The organism is Mesorhizobium sp. M1D.F.Ca.ET.043.01.1.1 (genome assembly GCF_003952385.1).
Classification (GTDB): Bacteria; Pseudomonadota; Alphaproteobacteria; order Rhizobiales; family Rhizobiaceae; genus Mesorhizobium.
This window is the reverse complement of record NZ_CP034444.1, coordinates 3411241-3432557: the sequence shown is the minus strand read 5'-3', so window position 1 is coordinate 3432557 and position 21317 is coordinate 3411241. Positions and strand designations below refer to the sequence as shown.

At 65.7% G+C, this 21317-nt stretch carries 22 protein-coding genes and 1 tRNA gene; 7 read left to right on the top strand and 16 right to left on the bottom strand.

Annotation, left to right across the window (positions count from 1 at the left end; translation table 11 throughout):
* Positions 1-146: 146 nt before the first annotated feature.
* Positions 147-1583, top strand: coding sequence for a pyridoxal-phosphate dependent enzyme (locus EJ067_RS16705; RefSeq protein ID WP_126086724.1), 1437 nt, complete (start codon positions 147-149; stop codon positions 1581-1583).
* Positions 1580-2749: a cystathionine gamma-synthase gene (locus EJ067_RS16700; protein ID WP_126086723.1), complete on the top strand. Its 1170-nt coding sequence runs from the start codon at positions 1580-1582 to the stop codon at positions 2747-2749. Before EJ067_RS16705 ends, EJ067_RS16700 begins: the two co-directional genes overlap by 4 nt.
* 152 nt (positions 2750-2901) lie before the next feature.
* On the opposite strand, the gene EJ067_RS16695 is transcribed toward EJ067_RS16700, so the two are convergent.
* Positions 2902-3189, bottom strand: coding sequence for a GIY-YIG nuclease family protein (locus tag EJ067_RS16695; RefSeq protein ID WP_126086722.1), 288 nt, complete (start codon positions 3187-3189; stop codon positions 2902-2904).
* A 256-nt stretch (positions 3190-3445) separates the two neighbouring features.
* On the opposite strand from EJ067_RS16695, the gene EJ067_RS16690 reads away from it, so the two are divergent.
* From EJ067_RS16690 to EJ067_RS16680, 3 genes are all read left to right on the top strand, one after another.
* Complete coding sequence (locus EJ067_RS16690) at positions 3446-4687, top strand: D-amino acid dehydrogenase (protein WP_126086721.1); 1242 nt, start codon at positions 3446-3448, stop codon at positions 4685-4687.
* Between the two features lie 53 nt (positions 4688-4740).
* The gene (locus tag EJ067_RS16685) at positions 4741-5559 is read left to right on the top strand and encodes an aspartate/glutamate racemase family protein (RefSeq protein WP_126086720.1); all 819 of its coding nucleotides are present in this window, start codon (positions 4741-4743) and stop codon (positions 5557-5559) included.
* A 62-nt stretch (positions 5560-5621) separates the two neighbouring features.
* Positions 5622-5804, top strand: a complete 183-nt coding sequence (locus tag EJ067_RS16680) for a hypothetical protein (RefSeq protein ID WP_189510882.1) — start codon at positions 5622-5624, stop codon at positions 5802-5804.
* A gap of 52 nt (positions 5805-5856) precedes the next feature.
* On the opposite strand, the gene EJ067_RS16675 is transcribed toward EJ067_RS16680, so the two are convergent.
* From EJ067_RS16675 to EJ067_RS16620, 12 genes are all read right to left on the bottom strand, one after another.
* On the bottom strand, positions 5857-6162 hold the full coding sequence (locus tag EJ067_RS16675; protein ID WP_126086719.1) for a UBP-type zinc finger domain-containing protein: 306 nt from the start codon (positions 6160-6162) through the stop codon (positions 5857-5859).
* A 36-nt stretch (positions 6163-6198) separates the two neighbouring features.
* The gene (locus EJ067_RS16670; RefSeq protein WP_126086718.1) at positions 6199-7860 is read right to left on the bottom strand and encodes an FAD-dependent oxidoreductase; all 1662 of its coding nucleotides are present in this window, start codon (positions 7858-7860) and stop codon (positions 6199-6201) included.
* 86 nt (positions 7861-7946) lie between these two features.
* On the bottom strand, positions 7947-8666 hold the full coding sequence (locus EJ067_RS16665) for a hypothetical protein (protein WP_126086717.1): 720 nt from the start codon (positions 8664-8666) through the stop codon (positions 7947-7949).
* Between the two features lie 123 nt (positions 8667-8789).
* Positions 8790-8874 (bottom strand) — tRNA-Leu (locus EJ067_RS16660).
* A 131-nt stretch (positions 8875-9005) separates the two neighbouring features.
* Positions 9006-9626, bottom strand: a complete 621-nt coding sequence (locus tag EJ067_RS16655) for a 2,3-bisphosphoglycerate-dependent phosphoglycerate mutase (protein WP_126086716.1) — start codon at positions 9624-9626, stop codon at positions 9006-9008.
* A gap of 85 nt (positions 9627-9711) precedes the next feature.
* A complete protein-coding gene (gene dapB, locus EJ067_RS16650; protein ID WP_126086715.1) occupies positions 9712-10533 on the bottom strand; it encodes a 4-hydroxy-tetrahydrodipicolinate reductase in 822 nt (273 codons plus the stop codon).
* Entirely contained in the window at positions 10530-12401 is a 1872-nt protein-coding gene (locus tag EJ067_RS16645) for an ABC transporter ATP-binding protein (protein WP_126086714.1), read from the bottom strand. The genes dapB and EJ067_RS16645 overlap by 4 nt, the downstream gene beginning before the upstream one ends.
* A 150-nt stretch (positions 12402-12551) precedes the next feature.
* A complete protein-coding gene (locus EJ067_RS16640) occupies positions 12552-13571 on the bottom strand; it encodes a glucokinase (RefSeq protein ID WP_126086713.1) in 1020 nt (339 codons plus the stop codon).
* Between the two features lie 370 nt (positions 13572-13941).
* Positions 13942-15018: a penicillin-insensitive murein endopeptidase gene (gene mepA, locus EJ067_RS16635; protein WP_126086712.1), complete on the bottom strand. Its 1077-nt coding sequence runs from the start codon at positions 15016-15018 to the stop codon at positions 13942-13944.
* A gap of 88 nt (positions 15019-15106) precedes the next feature.
* Complete coding sequence (locus EJ067_RS16630; RefSeq protein WP_126086711.1) at positions 15107-16012, bottom strand: SDR family oxidoreductase; 906 nt, start codon at positions 16010-16012, stop codon at positions 15107-15109.
* Positions 16013-16024: 12 nt separating this feature from the next.
* Complete coding sequence (queG, locus tag EJ067_RS16625; RefSeq protein ID WP_126086710.1) at positions 16025-17182, bottom strand: tRNA epoxyqueuosine(34) reductase QueG; 1158 nt, start codon at positions 17180-17182, stop codon at positions 16025-16027.
* A complete protein-coding gene (locus EJ067_RS16620; protein ID WP_126086709.1) occupies positions 17163-17855 on the bottom strand; it encodes a glutathione S-transferase family protein in 693 nt (230 codons plus the stop codon). The genes queG and EJ067_RS16620 overlap by 20 nt, the downstream gene beginning before the upstream one ends.
* Before the next feature lie 161 nt (positions 17856-18016).
* On the opposite strand from EJ067_RS16620, the gene EJ067_RS16615 reads away from it, so the two are divergent.
* Positions 18017-18823 carry an undecaprenyl-diphosphate phosphatase gene (locus EJ067_RS16615; RefSeq protein ID WP_126086708.1) on the top strand — a complete coding sequence of 269 codons (807 nt, stop codon included), beginning with the start codon at positions 18017-18019 and terminating at the stop codon, positions 18821-18823.
* A 140-nt stretch (positions 18824-18963) separates the two neighbouring features.
* On the opposite strand, the gene EJ067_RS16610 is transcribed toward EJ067_RS16615, so the two are convergent.
* Positions 18964-19341, bottom strand: a complete 378-nt coding sequence (locus EJ067_RS16610; protein WP_126086707.1) for a YraN family protein — start codon at positions 19339-19341, stop codon at positions 18964-18966.
* Between the two features lie 102 nt (positions 19342-19443).
* Positions 19444-20334: a 16S rRNA (cytidine(1402)-2'-O)-methyltransferase gene (rsmI, locus tag EJ067_RS16605; protein WP_189510650.1), complete on the bottom strand. Its 891-nt coding sequence runs from the start codon at positions 20332-20334 to the stop codon at positions 19444-19446.
* 212 nt (positions 20335-20546) lie between these two features.
* Here rsmI and EJ067_RS16600 point away from each other — a divergent pair, with 212 nt between their 5' ends.
* The gene (locus tag EJ067_RS16600; protein ID WP_126086705.1) at positions 20547-20735 is read left to right on the top strand and encodes a hypothetical protein; all 189 of its coding nucleotides are present in this window, start codon (positions 20547-20549) and stop codon (positions 20733-20735) included.
* A gap of 211 nt (positions 20736-20946) precedes the next feature.
* Here EJ067_RS16600 and EJ067_RS16595 read toward each other — a convergent pair whose 3' ends face one another.
* The gene (locus EJ067_RS16595) at positions 20947-21267 is read right to left on the bottom strand and encodes a low molecular weight protein tyrosine phosphatase family protein (RefSeq protein WP_126086704.1); all 321 of its coding nucleotides are present in this window, start codon (positions 21265-21267) and stop codon (positions 20947-20949) included.
* Between the last annotated feature and the right edge of the window lie 50 nt (positions 21268-21317).

Sequence of the window (21317 nt, the reverse complement as noted above, 5' to 3'; positions counted from 1 at the left end):
GTCCCGCCGACGCCTCGATTGAGGGATGGTCCTCTTCCTGCCTGAAATTCCATTCCCCTACTCGCCCCCGGATTGGCACGATCTATCTTCTTTCCAGCGGCGATCGGCTGGAAAAGACGCTAGTTTCGACCCATGGAGCAGCGGGCATGAGCGTGCACGGGAAAGCGGCGCCGGAGGCCGCGGAAAATAATTTGGCGCGGTTGCGGCCGCCTTACGCCTCGGTGCTCGATCTGATCGGCCAGACGCCGGTCGTCGAGCTCACCAAATTCGACACCGGCAAGTGCCGGCTGTTCGTCAAGCTTGAAAGCCAGAACCCCGGCGGCTCGATCAAGGACCGCATCGCGCTGTCGATGATCGCGGCCGCCGAGAAGGCGGGCCAACTGAAGCCCGGCGGCACCATCGTCGAGGCCACCGCCGGCAACACCGGCCTCGGCCTTGCCCAGGTCGGCATCCCCAAGGGCTACCGCATCATCCTCGTCGTGCCCGACAAGATGTCGCGCGAGAAGATCCAGCATCTGCGCGCGCTCGGCGCCGAGGTGCGCATGACCCGCTCCGACGTCGGCAAGGGCCACCCGGAATATTACCAGGACATGGCCGAGAAGATCGCCGCCGAATTGCCCGGCGCCTTCTATGCCAACCAGTTCGCCAATCCGGCCAACCCGCTGGCGCATGAGACCACGACCGGTCCGGAGATCCTTGCCCAGCTCGACGGCGATGTCGACGCGGTGGTGGTCGGCGTCGGCTCCGGCGGCACCCTCACCGGTGTCGGCCGCTTTTTCGCAAAACATTCGCCGAAGACCGAGATGGTGCTTGCCGATCCGGTCGGCTCGGTGCTGGCGCCACTGATCAAGACCGGCAAGATGATAGAGGCCGGTAGCTGGACCGTCGAAGGCATCGGCGAGGATTTCGTGCCGCCCAACGCTGATCTCTCGCTGGTCAAGAAAGCCTATTCGATCACCGACAAGCAGAGCATGCTGGCGGTGCGCGACCTTCTGTCGAAGGAAGGCATCCTGGCCGGCTCGTCCTCCGGCACGCTTTTGTCGGCGGCGCTCCGCTATTGCCGCGAGCAGACATCGCCGAAACGTGTCGTCACGCTGGTCTGCGACAGCGGCAACAAATATCTGTCGAAGGTGTTCGACGACATCTGGCTGGCCGAGCAGGGCCTCGACGAGCATGAGCAGCATGGCGACCTGCGCGACCTTGTCATGCGCTCGCCGCGCACTGGTGACATCGTGACCGTCGGCCCCGGGGAAACCCTGCTCAACGCCTATGGCCGCATGCGCCGCTCCGATGTCTCGCAGCTGCCGGTTCTCGATGACGGCAAGCTGGTCGGCATCGTCGACGAGAGCGACATCCTGGCCAAGGTCGACGGTCCCTATGACGGCCGCTGGGACCGTTTCAACGCGCCGGTGCGCACGGCCATGACGTCCAGCCTGCACACGCTGCAGGCCAGCCAGACGCTCGACGCGCTGCTGCCGGTCTTCGACCGCAACGAGGTCGCCATCGTCTTCGATGGCGAGGAGTTCATCGGCCTGATAACCCGTATCGACCTGATCAACCATCTGAGGCGCCGCGCAAGATGACGACGACTGGCAAGAACCGCCTGGCCTTTTCCACCCGCACCATCCATGGCGGCCAGAGCCACGACCCGACCACGGGCGCGGTGATGGTGCCGATCTACGCCACCTCCACCTACGGCCAGCAGTCGCCCGGCGTGCACAAGGGCTTTGAATACGCCCGCAGCCAGAACCCGACGCGCTTCGCCTTCGAGCGCGCCGTCGCCGATCTCGAGAGCGGCACGAAGGCCTTTGCCTTCGCCTCCGGCCTGGCGGCGATCGGAACGGTCCTGGAATTGCTCGATGCCGGCGCCCACATCGTCGCCACCGACGACATCTATGGCGGCTCGTTCCGGCTGATGGAGCGGGTACGCAAGCGCTCGGCGGGCTTGCAGGTCAGCTTCGCCGACTTCACCGACCTCGCCGCCGTCGAAGCCGCGATCCGCCCCGAGACGAAACTGCTCTGGGTCGAGACGCCGACCAACCCGCTGCTGCGCATCGTCGATCTCGAAGGCCTCGCTTCGCTCGCCAAAAGCAAGGGTCTGCTCACCGTCGCCGACAACACCTTTGCCAGCCCCTATATCCAGCGGCCGCTGGAGCTCGGCATCGACATCGTCGTCCATTCGACGACGAAATACCTGAATGGCCATTCCGACATGGTCGGCGGCGTGGCCGTGGTCGGCGACAACCAGGATTTGGCCGACCGGCTGAAATTCCTGCAGAATGCCATCGGTGGCATCTCCGGCCCGTTCGACAGTTTTCTCGCCCTGCGCGGCATCAAGACGCTGGCGCTTCGGATGGAGCGGCATTCGGCGAACGGCCTTAAGATCGCGCAATGGCTGGAAGGCCGGAAGGACGTGCGCCGCGTCATCTATCCCGGCCTTGCCAGCCACCCGCAGCACGAGATCGCCAAACGCCAGATGCACGCCTTCGGCGGCATGATCTCGGTCGATCTCGACCGCGACCTCGCCGGCACAAAGCGCTTCCTCGAACGCACCCAACTCTTCACGCTGGCCGAAAGTCTCGGCGGCGTCGAAAGCCTGATCGAGCATCCCGCACTGATGACGCACGGCTCGATCCCGGCGGAGAAGCGCGGCGCGATCGGCATTTCCGATTCGCTGGTACGGCTGTCGGCCGGCATCGAGGATGGCGATGATTTGATCGCGGATCTGGAGCAGGCTTTGCGGGGGTGAGGGTCTTGGGGGCAGTCGTCACGATCCTTCGCGGCCCTTCTGTCCTGCCAGCCTATCCTTCGTCATTCTAGGGCGGAGCAAGGAGCGAAGCGACGCGCGCAGACCCTAGAATCCATGCCGTGACGCCTGAGCGCCGCAACGGCGCAGAACACTTACCAGCCAATTCCGCGAAAGAGCTCGAACCATTCCGGATTGGTCTTCTCGATCAATTCAACCTTCCATTGGCGTGGCCAGCGCTTCAATGACGTCTCATGCTGAATCGCATCGGAGATGTCGAAATACTCCTCGTACCAGACCAAACGCTGCACCCCGTAGCGGCTGGTGAAGCTGGAGCCTTGGCCGGTCTTGTGCTCGGGCATGCGACGCGCAAGGTCATTGGTGACACCGATGTAGATCGTGCCGCCTTTCTGGCTTGCGGTCATGTAGACGTAGCCTGTCATGTGGCCACCTTAGTTGGCACTATCGCCAACCGCTATTCTGGACAGTTGCATTTTACGGCCAATGTCACGGCATGGATTCTAGGGTCTGCGCGCGTCGCTTCGCTCCTTGCTCCGCCCTAGAATGACGAAGGATACGCCATTTGTGATCGTCCTGCCCACGAGGGAGGCGCTGTCCCGCTGACATCCGGGTATGTGTGCCATTGCACACCGCAATCCACATTCTAAACTGCCTCCGCTTGCGATCTCCGGAGGCGTCATGCGCGTGATCGTGTTGGGTGGCGGCGTTGTCGGCGTCACCACTGCCTACCAGCTGCAGAAGGATGGGCACAAGGTGGTCATCCTCGAGCGTCAGCCTCAGGTCGCCGCCGAGACCAGCTGGGGCAATGCCGGCATGATCGCGCCCGGACATTCCTTCGTCTGGTCGTCGCCCAGCGCGCCGATGATCCTGTTGAAATCGCTGATGCTGAAGGATCAGGCGCTGCGCTTCAGGCTCTCGGCCGATCCCAGGCTCTACAGCTGGTCGTGGCTCTTCCTGATGGAATGCACGGCCGAGAAGGCCAGGCGCAACACGCTGCTCAAGCATCGCCTTGCCGCCTATTCGCAGAGCGTGCTGCGCGAGGTGATTGCCGACGAGGCGATCGACTACGACCGCAACGACCGCGGCATCCTGTATTTCCATCGCAGCCAGCAGGCGCTCGACAAGGGTGTCGAGCACATGAAGCTCCTGGAAACGGACGGGCAGGAGATCAGGTTGCTGGATCGCGAGGGCGTCGTGGCACTCGATCCGTCGCTGGCCTCGGCGCGGGAAAAGATCGCCGGCGGCATCTATTGCCCGACCGACGAGACCGGCGACCCGGCGAAGTTCACCCGGGCACTGGCGGCGAAGATCGCCGGGCGCGGCGGCGAGATCCAAACCGGCACCACCATCACCGGCATCGAGACCTCGGGCGACGGCGTGACCCAGGTGCGGACCGACAAGGGCGCGGTCAAGGGCGATGCCTATGTGCTGGCGCTTGGCTCCTACAGCCCGTTGATTGCAAAAACGATCGGCATCAGCCTGCCGATCTATCCGATCAAGGGCTATTCGCTGACCATTCCGATCGGCAACCGGCCGCATCCGCCGACCATCGCCGCGATAGACGAGCACAATCTGGTCGCCGTCTCGCGCTTCGGCGACCGCATCCGCGTCACCGCCACGGCGGAATTTGCCGGCTACGACACCAGCCACAAGCCGGCCGATTTCGCCTTCATGAAGGGTGTGACGCAGGAGCTTTATCCCGAGGGCGCCGACTACGACCGCGCCGAGATGTGGGCGGGCCTGCGGCCGATGACGCCGAACAACCTGCCCGAATTCGGCCGGCGGCGCCTCGGCAACCTCTATCTCAACACCGGGCACGGCCATATCGGCTGGACCATGTCGCATGGCTCGGCCCGCATCACCGCCGACCTGATCGCCGGCCGCCCGCCGGCCATATCCATGGATGGACTTTTGAACTGAACCCTCGGGTCCCGGATGGGATCCGAACCGAGATCGACCAGAAAGGGAATGCCATGTCCGTCAGCGCAGCCCGCCTTCACTCTTCGGGACCAGTCGATCCCAAGCCGGTCGATCTGGGCATATTGCCATCCGAGCTCGATGGCGGGCTTGCCTCGCGCGCGGCGATCGGGCTGGCGATCCTCGCCACCGACCAGACGCTGGAGCACGAGTTCCGCGCGCTGGTGCGCATTCCGGGCGTCGCCTTCTACGAGGCCCGGCTCTTCAACGACAACGACATCACGCCGGACACGCTGCGCGCCATCGGCCCGCGGATCGCGCCGACCGTCGACCTGATCCTGCCCAGCATTCCGCTCGACGTCGTCGGCTTCGGCTGCACCTCGGCGACCATGACGCTCGGCGAGGAGGCCGTCTTCGCCGAGATCAGGAAGGCGCGGCCGGGTGTCGCCTGCACCACACCGGTCACCGGCGCGCTTGCCGCCTTCAGGGCGCTCGGTGCCAGGGGCATCGGGCTGCTGACACCCTATGCCCCCGAGATCAACCAGGGCCTTGTCCGCTATTTCACCGGGCGCGGCCTCGGCATCGCCGCCGTCGCCACCTTCGACCGCCGCGACGACCGCGAGGCGGCGCGCATCTCGCTGGATTCGATCGAAGCCGCGGCAGAGCGCATGGCGGCGGCGCCGGGTGTGGACGCGATCTTCATCTCCTGCACCAGCCTGCGCGTCGCCGAGGCGGTGGCCGGGCTGGAACGCAGGATCGGCATTCCCGTCACCTCCTCCAACCACGCCATGGCCTGGCACTGCCTGCGGCTCGCCGGCATCGACGACGTCGTGCCGGCCGGCGGCAGATTGTTTGCGCTGCCGGCCGCCGGTTAACGGTTCTGGAAAAGGTTGCTTAACGCTTGGCTACTATGTCCCGCCCCGGGAGGCAGGACAGAGTGAGCGCGATGAACGACAGCCCCGAAAAGCGCAATGAATGGCGCGCCATTTTTTACGTGCAGGCGCGCGTCGCCATTCTGTTCGTCCCGATCATCGTAAGCCTGCTGATCATCGGCGCGCTTGCCGGCAACGACCGCGATCCCGCCGCCATCGACCGGACCGTTACCAGTTCGGTGAAATAGGCGGCTTGGCAACCGGCTTTCGCAGATGCCGCCCGTTGGTATTCCGCGCGAACTATACAAAGCGCGGGATCGGGCCGTTCTGCGGCGTCGTCCGCTCGCCGAGGTCGATGAACACCTCGTCGATGAAGCACCAGCCCCAGCCCTCCGGCGGATCGTAGCCCTCGATGACCGGGTGGCTTGTGGCGTGGAAATGCTTGGTGGCGTGGCGGTTGGGCGAGTCGTCGCAGCAGCCGACATGGCCGCAGGTGCGGCAGAGCCTGAGATGCACCCACCACGATCCGCTCTTCAGGCATTCCTCGCAGCCGAGCGCGCTCGGCGTCACGTCCTTGATGCCGTCCGTATGCCTGCATTCGTCCATCACGATCTCCTCGCCGGTTCGTCACGGTCAGTCGATTCAAGCCGCGCGGCCGTTCCGCGCAAGATAGGCATGCAATGCCGCCACCACCTGGGCGCCTTCGCCGACGGCGGCGGCGACCCGCTTGGTCGAGCCGCAGCGCACGTCGCCGATGGCGAACACGCCGCCGCGGCTCGTTTCCATCAGGCCGTGTCCCGGCGCCACGTCCGGTCCGGTGCGAATGAAACCCTTGGCGTCGAGCGCCACATTGCATTTCGCCAGCCAGTCGGTGTTCGGATCGGCGCCGATGAACAGGAAGAGGTGGCGTATGGGGCGCGTCGTCTCGACGCCGGCTGCCCGGTTCCGCCAGCGTACATGGTCGAGATTGCCGTCGTGGCCGTCGAGCGCCACGATCTCGGTCTCGGGCTGCACCTCGATGTTCGGCTGCGCCTCGATGCGCTCGACCAGGTAGCGCGACATGGTGGCATTGAGGCTGTCGCGGCGCGCCAGAAGCGTCACCTTGCGCACCTGGCTCGCCAGATAGACCGCCGCCTGGCCGGCCGAATTGCCGGCGCCGACAAGCGCCACTTCCTGGTCCCGGCAAAGCCGCGCTTCGATGGGCGAGGCCCAATAATGCACGGACGTGCCCTCGAACTCTGCAAGGTTGGCGACATCGAGGCGGCGGTAGCGCGCCCCGCTGGCGATCACCACCGTGCGCGTGCGCACCGTCTCGCCGTCGCCGACATCGAGCCTGTAGCCGGACACGTCGTCGTCGGCGCCGAGCAGCTTCACCTCGTCGGGGATCACCATCTCGACACCGAATTTTTGCGCCTGGTTGTAGGCGCGCGCCATCAGCGCCATGCCCGTGATGCCGGTCGGGAAGCCGAGATAGTTCTCGATACGAGCGGAAGCGCCCGCCTGCCCGCCGAAGGCGCGGCAGTCGAGCACGATCGTCGACAGCCCCTCGGAGGCGGCATAGACCGCGGCCGCCAGCCCCGCGGGGCCGGCGCCGACAATCGCCACGTCGTAGACTTTGTCGGCATCGACCGGCCGCAGCAGCCCGACGCAGCGGGCGAGGTCGCTTTCGCCCGGATTGTGCAGCAGCTTGCCGTTCGGGCAGAGCACGATCGGCAGATGGTGCGGATCGACACGGAAACGCTCGATCAGAGTCTTGGCGCAAGGATCGGTTTCGGAGTCGAGCGCGCGGTGGGGTAGCCCGCTGCGGCGCAGAAACCCCTCAAGCCGCAGCACGTCGCCATTGCCGGGCGGGCCGATGATCACCGGCCCGCTGACGCCGCTTTCAAGCAGGCCGACGCGGCGCAGGATCAATGCCCGCATGACGCGCTCGCCGAGGTTCGCCTCCTGCACCATCAGGTCGCGCAGCCGCTGCGAGGGGATGACGATGGCCTCGACCGGCGAGGCTGCTTCGGCATTGACCAGCGACGGACGGCTCGAAAGCTGCGCCAGCTCGCCGATGAAGTTGCCCGGTCCGTGGGTGACGATCGCTTCGCGCGGGCCGAGCCCGGCCTGTGTGATCTCGACCTTGCCCGACAGGATGACGATCAGCCCGGGCGAAACCGTGCCGGCGGTGACGATATGCTCGCCGGCGGCATAGGTTCGCGCTTCGCCGAAGCGGCGCATGTGTTCGATATCCGCGTCGGCGAGGGCGGGAAACATCTGGTCGCGACGGGCGGCGATGGTCGGGCTGACGGCAGGGGCCATGGACCGACCGTAGCGTCATGGTCGCCGGCTTTGAAGCGGTTTGTTCGGAGACTGGCCGGAAGGGGAGGTTGGTCGCTATGCTTTCGCTATCCGAGCGACGTCGCCAGCTTGCGCAGCGCCCCTTGCGGATCATCGGTGATGACGGAGCCATGCGAGACAAGGATGCGCTTGAGCGCCGGTTGTTCCGCCCATCGTCTGAACTGCGCTGCGAGTGCCGCCTTGTCGGTCACCATCGTGAGCTTGACCGGCAAGGGTATATGCGGCTCATCACCGGCAAATCCCATCATGCGCAATGCCCAGCCTGCAAAGCCTGATGCATCGCGGATGTTGCCGACGATATCGTTGAGAACGAGCGTCGTGCCGTTTGGTCCGTCAACTTGCAGCGCCGCCTCGCGATCGCGGGTTCCGGGGACGGCGATGAGCTTGACGTCGGGATCGCCAAAGTCGCCGTGTGTCGCATCGACATGTACCGCCTTCCCGACGCTGTTGAGCGCGCCCGGCGGTGCAATCACCTGAAGGGCGGGATAACGATTCTTCCATGGCTTTGCATCGAGCCGGTGATGATCATTGGGGACGATCAGGAAGGCCGGCTGGCCAAAGGCCTCGATCGCGCGCATCTGCTGGTCGTCGAGCGCAATGGCGCTGAAGATGACGAGCCGTTGGTCGCGCAATCGCACCACAGTCATGCGCCGTGTCATGTTGCCGACTGGCATCGGTATGTCGCCGGTCACCGTCAGAATATTGTCATCGACAGGGGTGAGCCTGCCATGCGGCAGAACCTTCCACTCCTTGAACGGCTTGGGCATCACCTAACCTCGGTTAACCGACAAGTTAGGAACGGTTCAACTCGAGACGAGTTGCAAGGCACAAAAAAGCCCGGAAAATCCGGGCTTTTTGCTCATCGCGTCAGATCGTCTGAAGCGGGAATTTGGTGCCCAGAAGAGGACTCGAACCTCCACTCCTTGCGGAACACGGACCTGAACCGTGCGCGTCTACCAATTCCGCCATCTGGGCTGGTGGGCGCTCATGTAAGCGGGCAAACGATATGTGTCAACGCGCTTTTTTCGAGACCCGACAATGCTTGCCGGGCGGGCTTGGCGTTACAACTCGCTCCCCGCTTCGGCGGAGCGAGTTGCGAATAGCCCTCACCCCTCCAGCACTTCCTTCTTGGCCACGGTCGAATCGGCGTTGAGCTTGTAGATGACCGGCACGCCGGTGCCGAGCTCGAGCTTGACGATCTCCTCGCCCGACTTGCCGTCCAGCGCCATGATCAGCGCGCGCAGCGAATTGCCGTGCGCGGCCACCAGCACCGTCTCGCCGCGCAGCACATGCGGCTGCACGTCGTGCAGGTAATAGGGCCACACGCGCGCGCCGGTGTCCTTCAGGCTCTCGCCGCCGGGCGGCGCGACGTCATAGGAGCGGCGCCAGATATGCACCTGCTCCTCACCCCACTTCTTGCGCGCGTCGTCCTTGTTGAGGCCGGAGAGGTCGCCATAGTCGCGCTCGTTGAGCGCCTGGTCGCGGATCGTATCGAGGTCGCTCTGGCCGACCACGTCGAGGATGTGCTGGCAAGTCGTCTGCGCCCGCTTCAGCGCCGAGGTGAAGGCGATATCGAACTTCAGGCCGCGCGCCTTGAGTTTTTCGCCTGCGGCAAGCGCTTCCGCGGTGCCCTGCTCGGTCAGCCCGACATCGCGCCAGCCGGTGAACAGGTTCTTCAGGTTCCATTCGCTCTGGCCGTGGCGCACGAGCACGAGAGTTCCCGACATGTTTGCTCCTTCGTTGAAGCAATTCCGGGAAAAGCGTGTTGCGGTTTTCCGTCCGGAATTGCGTAAAGTCAAGATTTTGGGGTGCTCAGCTCAGGCCGAGCACGTCCCGCATGGAATAAAGTCCGGGTTTCCTGCCGCGCGCCCAGAGCGCCGCCTTGACCGCGCCGCGGGCAAAGATCGCCCGGTCTTCGGCCTGGTGCGAGAGCGTGATGCGCTCGCCGGTGCCGGCGATGATGACGCTGTGCTCGCCGACCACCGAACCGCCGCGCAACGTTGCGAAACCGATCGTGCCGGGCTTGCGCACGCCGGTGTGGCCGTCGCGCACCCGCACGCTGTTGTCCTCGAGCGCGATCTCCCTGCCCTTCGCCGCCGCCTCGCCGAGCAGCAGCGCCGTGCCGGAGGGGGCGTCGACCTTGTGCTTGTGATGCATCTCCAGGATCTCGATGTCGAAATCTTGCGGCTCGAGCGCGCGTGCCGCCTGTTCCACCAGCACCGCCAGAAGATTGACGCCGAGGCTCATATTGCCGGATTTGACGATTGTCGCATGGCGGGCCGCCGCCGCGATCTTCGCGTCGTCGTCGGCCGAGCAGCCGGTCGTGCCGATGATATGGACGATGCGCGCCTGCGCGGCGTAGCCGGCGAATTCAACGCTCGCCCTGGGCGCGGTGAAGTCGAGCACGCCGTCCGCCTTGGCGAAGGCCGGCAGCGGGTCGTCGACGATCGGCACGTTGATGATGCCGATGCCGGCGAGCTCGCCGGCATCCTTGCCGAGATACGGCGAACCCGGCCGCTCGACAGCACCGGCGACGCGCGCGCCGGGGATCGTGTGGATGGCGCGGATCAGCGTCTGGCCCATCCGGCCGGCGGCGCCGACCACCACCAGGCCCATATCGCCCGTTTCGCTCATGCGCTTCTCCCGACGGCCTTCTTTGCGCGTGTGCGCGGCAACGGAGTTTGGCCCGAAGTCTGGCTTGCCTTGGCGTCATCGACAAGCCCCAGCCCCTTCTTGCCCTGCACCCGGTGGAAGCGGGCATAGACGCTGTGCGGGTCGGCCATCAGCGAGGCATGCGTACCTTCCTCGACCAGCCGGCCTTCTTCCAGCACGATGATGTGGTCGGCATTGACCACCGTCGACAGCCGGTGCGCGATCACGATGGTGGTGCGCCCTTGCATGACATGGGTCAGCGCTTCCTGGACGCGGGCTTCCGCCTCGTTGTCGAGCGCCGAGGTCGCCTCGTCGAGCAGAAGGATCGGCGCCTGGCGCACGATGGCCCGGGCGATCGAGACGCGCTGGCGCTGGCCGCCGGACAGCGTCACGCCGTTCTCGCCGACCGGCGTGTCGTAGCCTTGCGGCTGCTGGCGGATGAATTCGTCGGCGGCGGCCTGGCTGGCCGCTTGCTCGATCTCGGCGTCGCTGGCCGACAGCCGGCCATAGCGGATGTTGTCGCGGATCGTGCCTTCGAACAGATAGGGCGCCTGCGAGACATAGGCGATCGAGCCGCGCAGCGACTGCTTGGTCACCTTGGCAATGTCCTGGCCGTCGACTTCGATGCTGCCGCTATCGACATCGTAGAAGCGCTGCAGCAGCGCCACCAGCGTCGACTTGCCGGCGCCGGAGGCGCCGACGATCGCCGTCACCTTGCCGGCGGCGGCGGTGAAGCTCAGGTTCCTCAGCACCGGCATGTCCTCGGCGTAGCCGAAGGTGACATTGTCGAAGCGCACTTCGCCGCTGGTGATCCTGGCTTCGACCGCGCCGGGCGCGTCGCCCTGCTGCGGCTCGAGGTCGAGCAGCTCGTAGATCATGCGCGCGTTGACCAGCGAACGCTCCATGCCGACCTGCGTGCGCGCCAGGCGCCTTGCCGGATCGTAGGCAAGGATCAGCGCGGTGATGAAGGAAAAGACCGCTCCCGGCGGCTGCCCGAGCACCAGCGCCCGGTAGCCGGAATAGGCGATCACGCCAGTAACGGCGAGGCCGGCCAGCAAATCGGAAATCGGCGTCAGCCGCTCCGACACGCGCGCGATCTTGTTGCCCCGCTGCTCGGCGCTTTCGGAAAGCTTGCCGATGCGGCGCGACAGCTCCTCCTCCATCGTGAAGGCCTTCACGATGGCGATGCCCTGCGTCGCTTCCTGCATGGCGCCGATCAGCCGCGAGTTGATCTGCACGGATTCGCGCGAGATGCGGCGCACGCGGCGCTGCAGATAGACGACGGCCCAGATCAGCGGCGGTCCGATCAGCAGCGAGGAAAGCGACAGCAGCGGATCCTGATAGATCATGACGCCGATCAGGCCGACCAGCGACACCGCATCGCGCGCGATCGAGGTCAGCGTCATCGACAGCAGGTCACGGATGCCGTTGATGTTCTCGTTGACCCGCGCCGCGAGCTGCCCGGAACGCGTGTCGGTGAAGAAGCCGACGCCGAGCCTCATCAGATGGTCGAAGATGCGGCGCTGGTAGCGGGCCACCAGATTGTTGCCGATCTTGGACAGCGTCACCGCCTGGCCATAGGTGGCAAGCCCGCGCAGCACGAAGGATGCCATGATGCCGGCGCAGATCGCAAAGATCAGATCGCCGCGCCGATCGTAGAAGATCTGGTTGACCACCGGGCTCATGATCCAGGCGGCGAAGGCCGTCGTGGCCGAAACGACCAGCGAGCAGGAGATGGCGACGACATAGGACCAGCGGTATTCGCGGCCGTTCTCGGCGATGATGCGGCGCAGGATCGCCCAGGTTTCGCCCGGCGAGGGCTTCGCTTGATGTTGAAGCGACTGGTTCAAATCGGGATTTGTTCCGTGATTTTCGTTCGGCTTCGCAGCATGGCTGCAACTCGGCACCCCTCTTAGCGTCCTCGTCGCAGCTTGCCTATGGCGAAACTTCGTCGCGGTTCACGACGTGTCCCCCGGTTGCGGTCCGAAAGACGTGAAAGATCACGCCCGCCAGTGCCGTCCCGCGGTCTGGACGCCGAACAGCGACGGGGTCCTGGCATAGGCGGCCAGCCCGAGAAGCGCGGCCAGCGGGTGGGTGATCACATAGACCGGCATGGCCCGCATCAGCGCGCTGTGCGGCGCCTTGTCCTCGAAGGCGGCGCGGAAATTGCCGGCTTTCAGCGCCGGCACGATCTTCTGCGCGATGCCGCCGGTCAAGAACACGCCGCCGCGGCTCATGAACACCAGCGCCAGGTCGCCGGCGGTGCGGCCAAGGCAGGTGACGAACAGTTCCAGGGCTTCCTCAGCCACCGGATCGGATTTGGCGAGCGCGGTCGCGGTGATCTCGGCCGGCGTGGTGAAGGGTGCCGCCTTGGCGTCGGCCTTGGCGACAGCGCGATAGAGGTTGACCAGCCCGCGGCCGCACAGGATCTGCTCGCCGGAGATGCGGCCTTCGAGCTTCTCGATATGCGGGAACACCTCGAAGTCGCGCGGCGTGCGCGGGCCGATGTCCATATGCCCGCCCTCGCCCGGCACCGGTATCCAGTGGCGAAGCGCGTAGATCAGCCCGGCGACGCCGAGCCCGGTTCCGGGGCCGAGCACGACCCGCCCCGCGCTCGGTTCGGGCGTGCCGCCGCCGATCTTTTCCATATGCTCCTCGCCGAGCGCCACGACGGCAAGCGCCTGCGCCTCGAAATCGTTGAGCACGACGATCTCGCTCAAGCCCAGATTGGCAAACATCTGGTGCGGCTTGACCACCCAGGGGCAGTTGGTGAGCCGGATCTCGTCGCCGTCGACCGGCCCGGCCACCGCCAGCACCGCCGAATGCGGCTGGACCGACGAGCGGTCGAGCACCGCCGCCTGGATCGCCTCATCGATGGTCCTGAAATTGGCCGTCTGGACGATCTGCGGCTCGGTCGCTTCCGAATTGGCGTCGAGCACGATCGAGAAGCGTGCATTGGTGCCGCCGATGTCGCCGATCAGGACCGGAAACCGCAGCGCTGTGTCGTCTTCGCCTGCCATGCTCTTTGCTCGTCCCGTTCCGGCCGCCTGTCTGTTGGTTGAACTAGCGCATGGGCTTGCAAAGGGAAAGCCGGTTGGCGCCAGTTCCAGGGCAATCGCATATGTCGGCGCCAGCCCCCTCTCCGGCCGCTTCGCGGCCACCTCTCCCCCGTTTCGCGGGGGCGAGGAAAGCCAATCGCCGAGGGCGCGGCCTTGAAACGCTTGGGTTCCTCGCCCCCACGAAGCGGGGAAGAGGCGGCTCGGCGAAGCCGAGACGGAGAGGGGGCGCGCCATATGCAATTGCCCTGCCGTTTGCGGGGAGAAATGCCGGCATGGCAATGAGGGGCGGCGCCAACTTCGACAATTGGCCGGGCCGACGAACGCCCTGGCCTCAGTTCCCCGGTCTCGGCCGCGGCAGCGGAATGCCGATTTTCGGTGTCGGTGCGAAGGCGCTTGCCGCCGCGGGAAGCGCGGCGTCGGAAATCGTCTCGGCCGGTTCGGCCGCAGGCGGTTCGGCCACCGCGACCGCCGCCGCGCTGCCGCCATGATAGGTCACGGCCTCCAGCGAAGGCGCGTCCGCCGCGGCGAGCACCGCCTGGCATTCCCTCGGCAAATTGGCCATCGTCATCAGGTCGCGGGCCTTCGGCGCATCCGGGTTCTTGTTCGGGCGCCACGGCTCCTCGGTGAACCACCAGGCCAGCGGCTTGCCGCAGCCGTCGTCGTCCGGCGTCGCCTCCTGCGCCTTGCAGCCGGGCGAGCCCGGCTGGCAGCCGATGCGCATGTGGAAATGATAGTCGTGGCCCCAGAACGGGCGGATCTTGCGCAGCCAGGAGCGGTCGCCGGTGACGGTGTCGCAAAGCCTCTTCTTGATGCCCGGATTGACCAGGATGCGCTCGACCTCCGGATAGCTTGCCGCGCGCTTCAGCAGCCGCGTATGCGCCGGCGTCCACAACGCCTCCTTCACCAGATGCGTCTTCTCGTCGACCATCAGCGTCGCGCTCATGGTCTCGCGTTCGGCAAACGTCAGCGGCCGCCTCGGCATCGGCGTCAGCCAGATGTCGGCGTCGAGGCCGATCTGATGCGAGGCATGGCCGATCATCATCGGCCCGCCGCGCGGCTGCGAGACGTCGCCGACCAGAAGCCCCGGCCAGCCGTCCGCCTGGGCATCTCTTGCGAGCTTCTCGATCAGCGCGACCATAGCCGGATGGCCCCAGCGGCGGTTGCGCGACGGGCGCATCACCTCCCAGGCCGGGCCGTCCATCGGCAGGGCGACGCCGCCGGTGAAGCAGCCCTTGGAGTAGAAGCCGAAGGATTGCGCCGGCGCCACCGCCGGCAGCTTCTTGGCGCCGAACAGGTCTTTTGCGCGCGGTTCGGCCGAGATTGCGGCCGCGGCCAGCGCGGCCAACGTCACCAGCGCAAGCGCGGCGGTCAGGAACGGCTTCCTGTCGGGCAGCGATCGCAACATCATCAGGTCGGGTCCCCTCTCCAGCGGCGCGACGCAACATCGGCGATATGCTTCAGGCGCGAATCATACCATGTCGCGCGCCTCGCTTCGATCACGAGCGTTTCATCGGGCTGCGCGGCTCTCCGTCCCGCCAGTTGCCGTCGGCCCACATCCGCTCCAGCGCCACCCGATAGGTCGGGAAGCGGAAGCTGTAGCCGGCCGTCTTGATCGCTTTGTTGGCGACGCGCTTGTTCTCGCCATAGAAGGAACGCGCCATGGGCGAAAGTTGGGCGGTCTCGAAAGGAATTTCCGGCGGCGGCTCGACGCCCATCAGTTCGGCGGCATAGGCGACGACATCCTGCGGCGGCGCCGGCTCGTCGTCGGTGACGTTGAAGATGCCGCCGAGATTTTTCCCGGCCAGGTGCCAGAGCGCGCCCGCGATGTCGTCGCAATGGATGCGGTTGAAGACCTGATCCTGCTTGACCAGCCGCCGCGCGGTGCCGTCTTCGAGATTGACCAGGGCGTTGCGGCCCGGGCCGTAAATACCGGAAAGCCGCAGGATTGCCACCGGTTTTCCGATTTCCCGGCCAAGAGCCAGCCATTCCTGTTCGGCCGCCACCCGCATCACCGAGCGCTTCGACACCGGTTTGCAGTCGGCGCTCTCATCCACCCAGGCGCCGTCATGGTCGCCATAGACGCCGACGGTGGAAAGGTAGCCGATCCATTCCAGCGCCGGCATGTTTGCCCGGATCGTCCCGCCCGCGGCGGCGAGCACCGGATCGCCCGCTTCGTCAGGCGCGACCGAGACGATGAGATGCGTGGTCTGCCGGAGCGCATCGCTGATCTCGGGCGTCAGCGAACCGTCGAAGCGCAGCGGCTCGGTGCCCGTCTGCCGCAGCGCCTCGAACTTGTCCGGCGAGCGTGTCGTTCCAGCGATCGGCGCGCCGAGCTCGTTGGCGCGCGCAAAGGCCTTGCCGGAATAGCCGGCGCCGAAGATGAAGAAGCGTCTTTCGCCCATCGATGAACTCTTTCAATGATCCTTTGTGGGATCAGACAGCACCAAGAACCATTCGTCGCGCACCGTTGCGTCGCCTTCGGTCTGCAAGGCCGCTGCGGCGCGCGCCGCAAAATCGCGCGCGGGCATCAGTCGCGATAGCGCCCATACTGCCGCACCCCGCACCAGCGGCGAGCTATCGTCGAGCAGGCCGCGCACGATCGGCGTCAGCGAAGCATCGCCGGAGTTGCCGGCGGCGATGAGCACGTTGCGGACAAAGCGGTCGCGGCCGATGCGCTTGATGGGCGAGCCGGAGAAGAAGGCGCGGAACGCCGCGCCGTCGAGGAGCAAAAGCTTCGACAGCGGCGGCTCGCGCAGGTCGTCGCGCGCGGCAAGCTTCGCCTCAGCAGCGGCGCTCGCAAATTTGTTCCAGGGACAGACGGCGAGGCAATCGTCGCAGCCATAGATGCGATTGCCGATCTTCTCGCGGAATTCGACTGGGATCGGCCCCTTGTTCTCGATGGTCAGGTAGGAAATGCAGCGCCGCGCATCGAGCCGGTAAGGCGCCGGGAAGGCATCGGTCGGGCAGACGTCGAGGCAGGCGCGGCAGGAGCCGCAATGGTCGATTTCCGCCTTGTCCGGCTCGAGCTCGGCCGTCGTGAAGATGGTGCCGAGGAACAGCCACGAGCCATGCGCGCGGCTCACCAGATTGGTGTGCTTGCCCTGCCAGCCGAGCCCGGCGGCTTCGGCAAGCGGCTTTTCCATCACCGGCGCCGTATCGACGAAGACTTTGACGTCGCCTCCCGCCCGCGCCACGATCTTGCCGGCGATCTCCTTCAGCCGGCCCTTCATCACGTCGTGATAGTCGCGGTTTTGCGCATAGACCGAGATCGCGCCGCGATCGCGTTTTTCGAGGACATCGCGCGGGTCGCGGTCGGGACCGTAGTTCATGGCCAGGACGATGATCGAGCGCACCTCAGGCCACAGCGTCGAGGGCTGGGCGCGGCGCAGAACCGTCTCGGCGATCCAGTCCATCGAGCCATGAAAACCGTCGGCGACGAATTCCGCCAGGCGCGCCGGCGCCAGCGGGATCGCGTCCGGCCTGGTCACCGCGATCGCCTCGAAGCCGGCGCGGCGCGCCTCCGCGTCGATCAGCGCGCGCAGTCGGGTTCTATCAGAAGTCGAGGTCCGCATAGTGCGATACCGGCGACAGGCCGCGCACCCGGTCGGTGAGCAGCGGCCGGAACGACGGCCGTGATTTGACGCGAGTATACCATTCGCGCGCGGCGGCATGCTCGCGCCAGTCGATCTCGCCGAGATAGTCGAGCACCGAAAGCGTCGCCGCCGCGGCGAGGTCGGCATAGGTCACCTTGTTGCCGGCCAGCCAATGGCGCGTGCCGGCCAGCCAGTTGGTGTATTTCATGTGCTGGCGGATGTTGGCGCGCGCGGCGCGGATCGCCGCCGAATCGGGCGAGCCGCCGCCCGCCGTCTCCGGCATGACCGGCTTCAGCACCCGCTCGCGCACCAGGTGGCGGGTGACCTCGCTTTCGGCCTTGCTGAGATACCAGTCGGTCAGCCGGCGGATCTCGGCGCGCTGCATCGGGTCTTCGGCGAACAGCCGCTTGTCGCGCTTGAGCACCCCGCGAGTCTCGTCGAGATATTCGGCGATCACCATGGCGCCGACGATCGGCACGTCGCCTTCGGCCAGCAGGATCGGCAGCGTGCCGGCCGGGTTCAGCGCCAGGAACTCCTTGCGCCGCGTCCAGGGCTTCTCTTCGATCAGCGCCAGTTCCTCGCCATACTCGCCGAAGGCGAGGCGCACGAACCGGCAGGTGGCGAACATCGGATGGTGGAAAAGCGTCAGCATGGTTCCGCGATGATAGGGCGCACTGGCGAATCGTTTCCGGCGCCGGTAAGTCTTGGCCGCCCGATTCCAGGGGATGTCATGTGTTGCGACCTATAGGGGCACTTCCGCGCCATGACAAGCAAGCCCTTCCCGTAGCCGTCACACGAAAGCAGAGGTTGCCAATGGAAAGCCAGACCATCGTCGAAGCGCTGCTGCTTGGGCTGCTGGAGGGCCTGACCGAATTCATCCCGGTCTCCTCGACCGGCCATATCCTGCTCGCCGGCCACTTCCTCGGCTTCCATTCCACCGGCAAGGCTTTCGAGATCCTGATCCAGCTCGGCGCGATCCTGGCGATCCTCAGCGTCTATTTCCGCCGCCTCTGGAAAATGCTGCTCGAGCTGCCGCATGACCGGCTGACCCGGCATTTCGTCATCGGCATCCTGATCGCCTTCCTGCCGGCGGCGGTCATCGGCGCGCTGGCGCATGATTTCATCAAGACCTTCCTGTTCGAATCGCCGCGCCTGATCTGCATCATGCTGATCATCGGCGGCGTCGTGCTGCTCGCTGTCGACCGCATGAATTTGAAGCCGGTCTACCGCGACGTCGAGCGTTTCCCGACCAGGCTCTACCTGCAGATCGGCCTGTTCCAGTGCCTGTCGCTGATCCCCGGCACTTCGCGCTCCGGCTCGACCATCGTCGGCGCGCTGCTTTTGGGCGTCGACAAGCGCGCGGCGGCGGAGTTTTCCTTCTTCCTCGCCATGCCGACCATGGTCGGCGCCTTCGCCTACGACCTCTTCAAGAACCGCAACGTGCTGACCTCGGCCGACCTGCCGATCATCGCCGTCGGCTTCGTCGCCGCCTTCGTCAGCGCCCTGATCGTGGTGCGCTTCCTGCTCGATTATGTCTCGCGCAAGGGCTACTCGCTGTTTGGCTGGTGGCGGCTTGTGGTCGGCGGGCTCGGATTGGTGGCGCTGATGATCTGGGGCTGAGCCTTACCCTCCCCCTTGTGGGGAGGGTCGATCCGCAGAGCGGATCGGGTGGGGCGGCGCCATACCCCCGCCCCGGTTAGCCACCGACGCTTCGCGTCGGTTGCTCGCCGACCCTCCCCGCAAGGGGAGGGTAAAACCCCTCAGTTCCTTCCATAAAACGCATTCTCGACATGCACCGGCCAGCGCCAGGGCAGCACCGCCACCATGTCGAAACGTATTGAAAGCCGGCCGTAATCCGGCTGGCGCGACAGCCAGAGGTCGGCCGCGCCTTCGATACGTCGTTCCGAGGCGTGGGCGATCGCCTCCATCGCCTCCATCAGCGTGCGGCGCGCCTTGACCTCGACGAACAGCACGAGGTCGCCGCGCCGGACGATCAGGTCGATCTCGCCGAGCTTGGTGCGGTGACGGCGGGCAAGGATGCGGTAGCCCTTCAGCATCAGCGCCAGCGCCGCCAGCCATTCGCCGCGATGGCCGCGCCGATAGGCTTTTCGCCGGTGGCCGACGGTGCGTTCAGCCATCGCCGTCTTCTCTTTGTTTGACCATGATCTTTTCCGAACCGAAGGTCAGCGAATGCAAAAACCGGCTTCCACTTTTCGCTGACGCGGACCTGCGGTTCGGGATCATGGTCTGTCCTTGAGCTCGAGCAGCCGCCGGTAAAGCGCCTGCTTCTGGCCGCCGGTCATTTTCGCCGCTTCCGCCGCCGCCTTGGAGGCAGGCATTTCGGCGGCTAAAGACAACAGCAACCGGTCGATATCGGCCGGCTGGTCCGCCGTGGCCTCTGCCGGGCCGACGCAGATGACGATCTCGCCCTTCGGCGTGTCTGCGGCCGCGTAGTGATCGGCGAGCGCGCCGAGCGTGCCCGTCCGCATCTCCTCGAAGGCCTTGGTCAGTTCGCGGCCGATCGCAGCCTTGCGCGCGCCGCCGAGCGCCTCGACCATGGCGCCGAGCGTTTCGGCCAGGCGCCGCGGCGACTCGAAGAAGATCAGCGTCGCCGGTACCTGCCTGAAGCTTTCGAGCTTCGTCAGCCGCTGGCCAGCTTTCGCAGGTAAGAAACCGGCGAACAGGAAGGCGTCCGAAGGCAGGCCGGAGGCGGTCAGCGCCGCGAGCGCGGCCGACGGCCCCGGCACCGGCACGACGCGAATGCCGCGCTCCAGCGCTTCGCCGACCAGCCGGTAGCCGGGATCGGAGACCAAAGGCGTGCCGGCATCCGAGATCAGCGCCACGCTCTGCCCGGCCGCCAACGCCTCGATCAGCTTCGGTCCGGCCTCGGCGGCATTGTGCTCGTGATAGGCCGTGGTCCGGCGGCGGATGCCGTAGCGTTCGAGCAGCACGCGCGAGACGCGCGTGTCCTCGCAGGCGACGATGTCGGCGCTGGCCAGCGTCTCCAGCGCGCGCAGCGTGATATCGGCCAGATTGCCGATCGGCGTCGCCACCAGATAGAGCGCAGGCGCGAGAGGCCGGGCCGGAATCTCGGTCTGCCCGATCACGTAGCTGCGTTTGTCGCCGGTCAAGAATAACCCTCCGCCCAAGCAATTCCAGGAAAAGTGCGTAGCGGTTTTCCGTCCGGAATTGCGAAAAAACAAAGTCTGTTTGGCATGGCTCACGGCCGGTTGCAAAACGTGAAGTCGGGGCAAGGAAATCGCCATGCCTTCGCCACAGTGAGGAACGAAACCGGCGGCGGTCGATTTAATCCCTGATTCCCCGGAGGAGGCAGGACCGGACGATGCCCAATCGCTTCGATATTTTTATCAGCCGACTTGAAAGCAAAACCGCCCGCGAGGGCATTCCCCCACATCCGATCGCCGCCCAGCAAGGCAGCCGCCGCGACAAGACCGACCAGAAGCCGGTCCGCAACGGCGAGGCGCATGGCGAGAAGCACCGCGGCAAGCACCGCCAGAAGCACGACGCTTAGAATAACCAGCAACCTTCGCCATCTCGCGCTTCGTCATTCCAGGGCGGAGCAAGGAGCGAAGCGACGCGCGCGGACCCTGGAATCCATGCCGTTACATCGACGTTCTGCCAGCGGTGCAGATCCTGCACCGCCACGCCCTTCACACAGGTCGCGGCATGGATTCTCGGGTCAAGCCCGAGAATGACGAACGCGCTGGGGATCGCCACAGCCTTCAGAGATATCGCGGCACCTTCGCCTCCAGCAGCCGCACCAACTCGGGGTCCATGAACGCATAGTCGTCCGGGATATCGAGGCAGATGACCCGGGCCCCTTTCAGGCTCGCCCGGAATTTCTTCTGCAGCTTGGCGCGATGCGCCTTTTCCATCACGAAGATGATGTCGGCCCAGGCCACCAGCTCATGCGTCAGCGGGTTGTCTGCATCGTGATTGGTGCCGGCAGATTCGACCTCGATGTCGCGACGCCTGGAAAACACCTGTTCGGCGGTCGGGCTGCGCAGGCGGTTCTGGCTGCAAACGAAGAGGACGTTCTTCAAGATATGGTGGCCATTCTTATTTTCGGGAGCGTGCAAGAATTGCGCAAAGC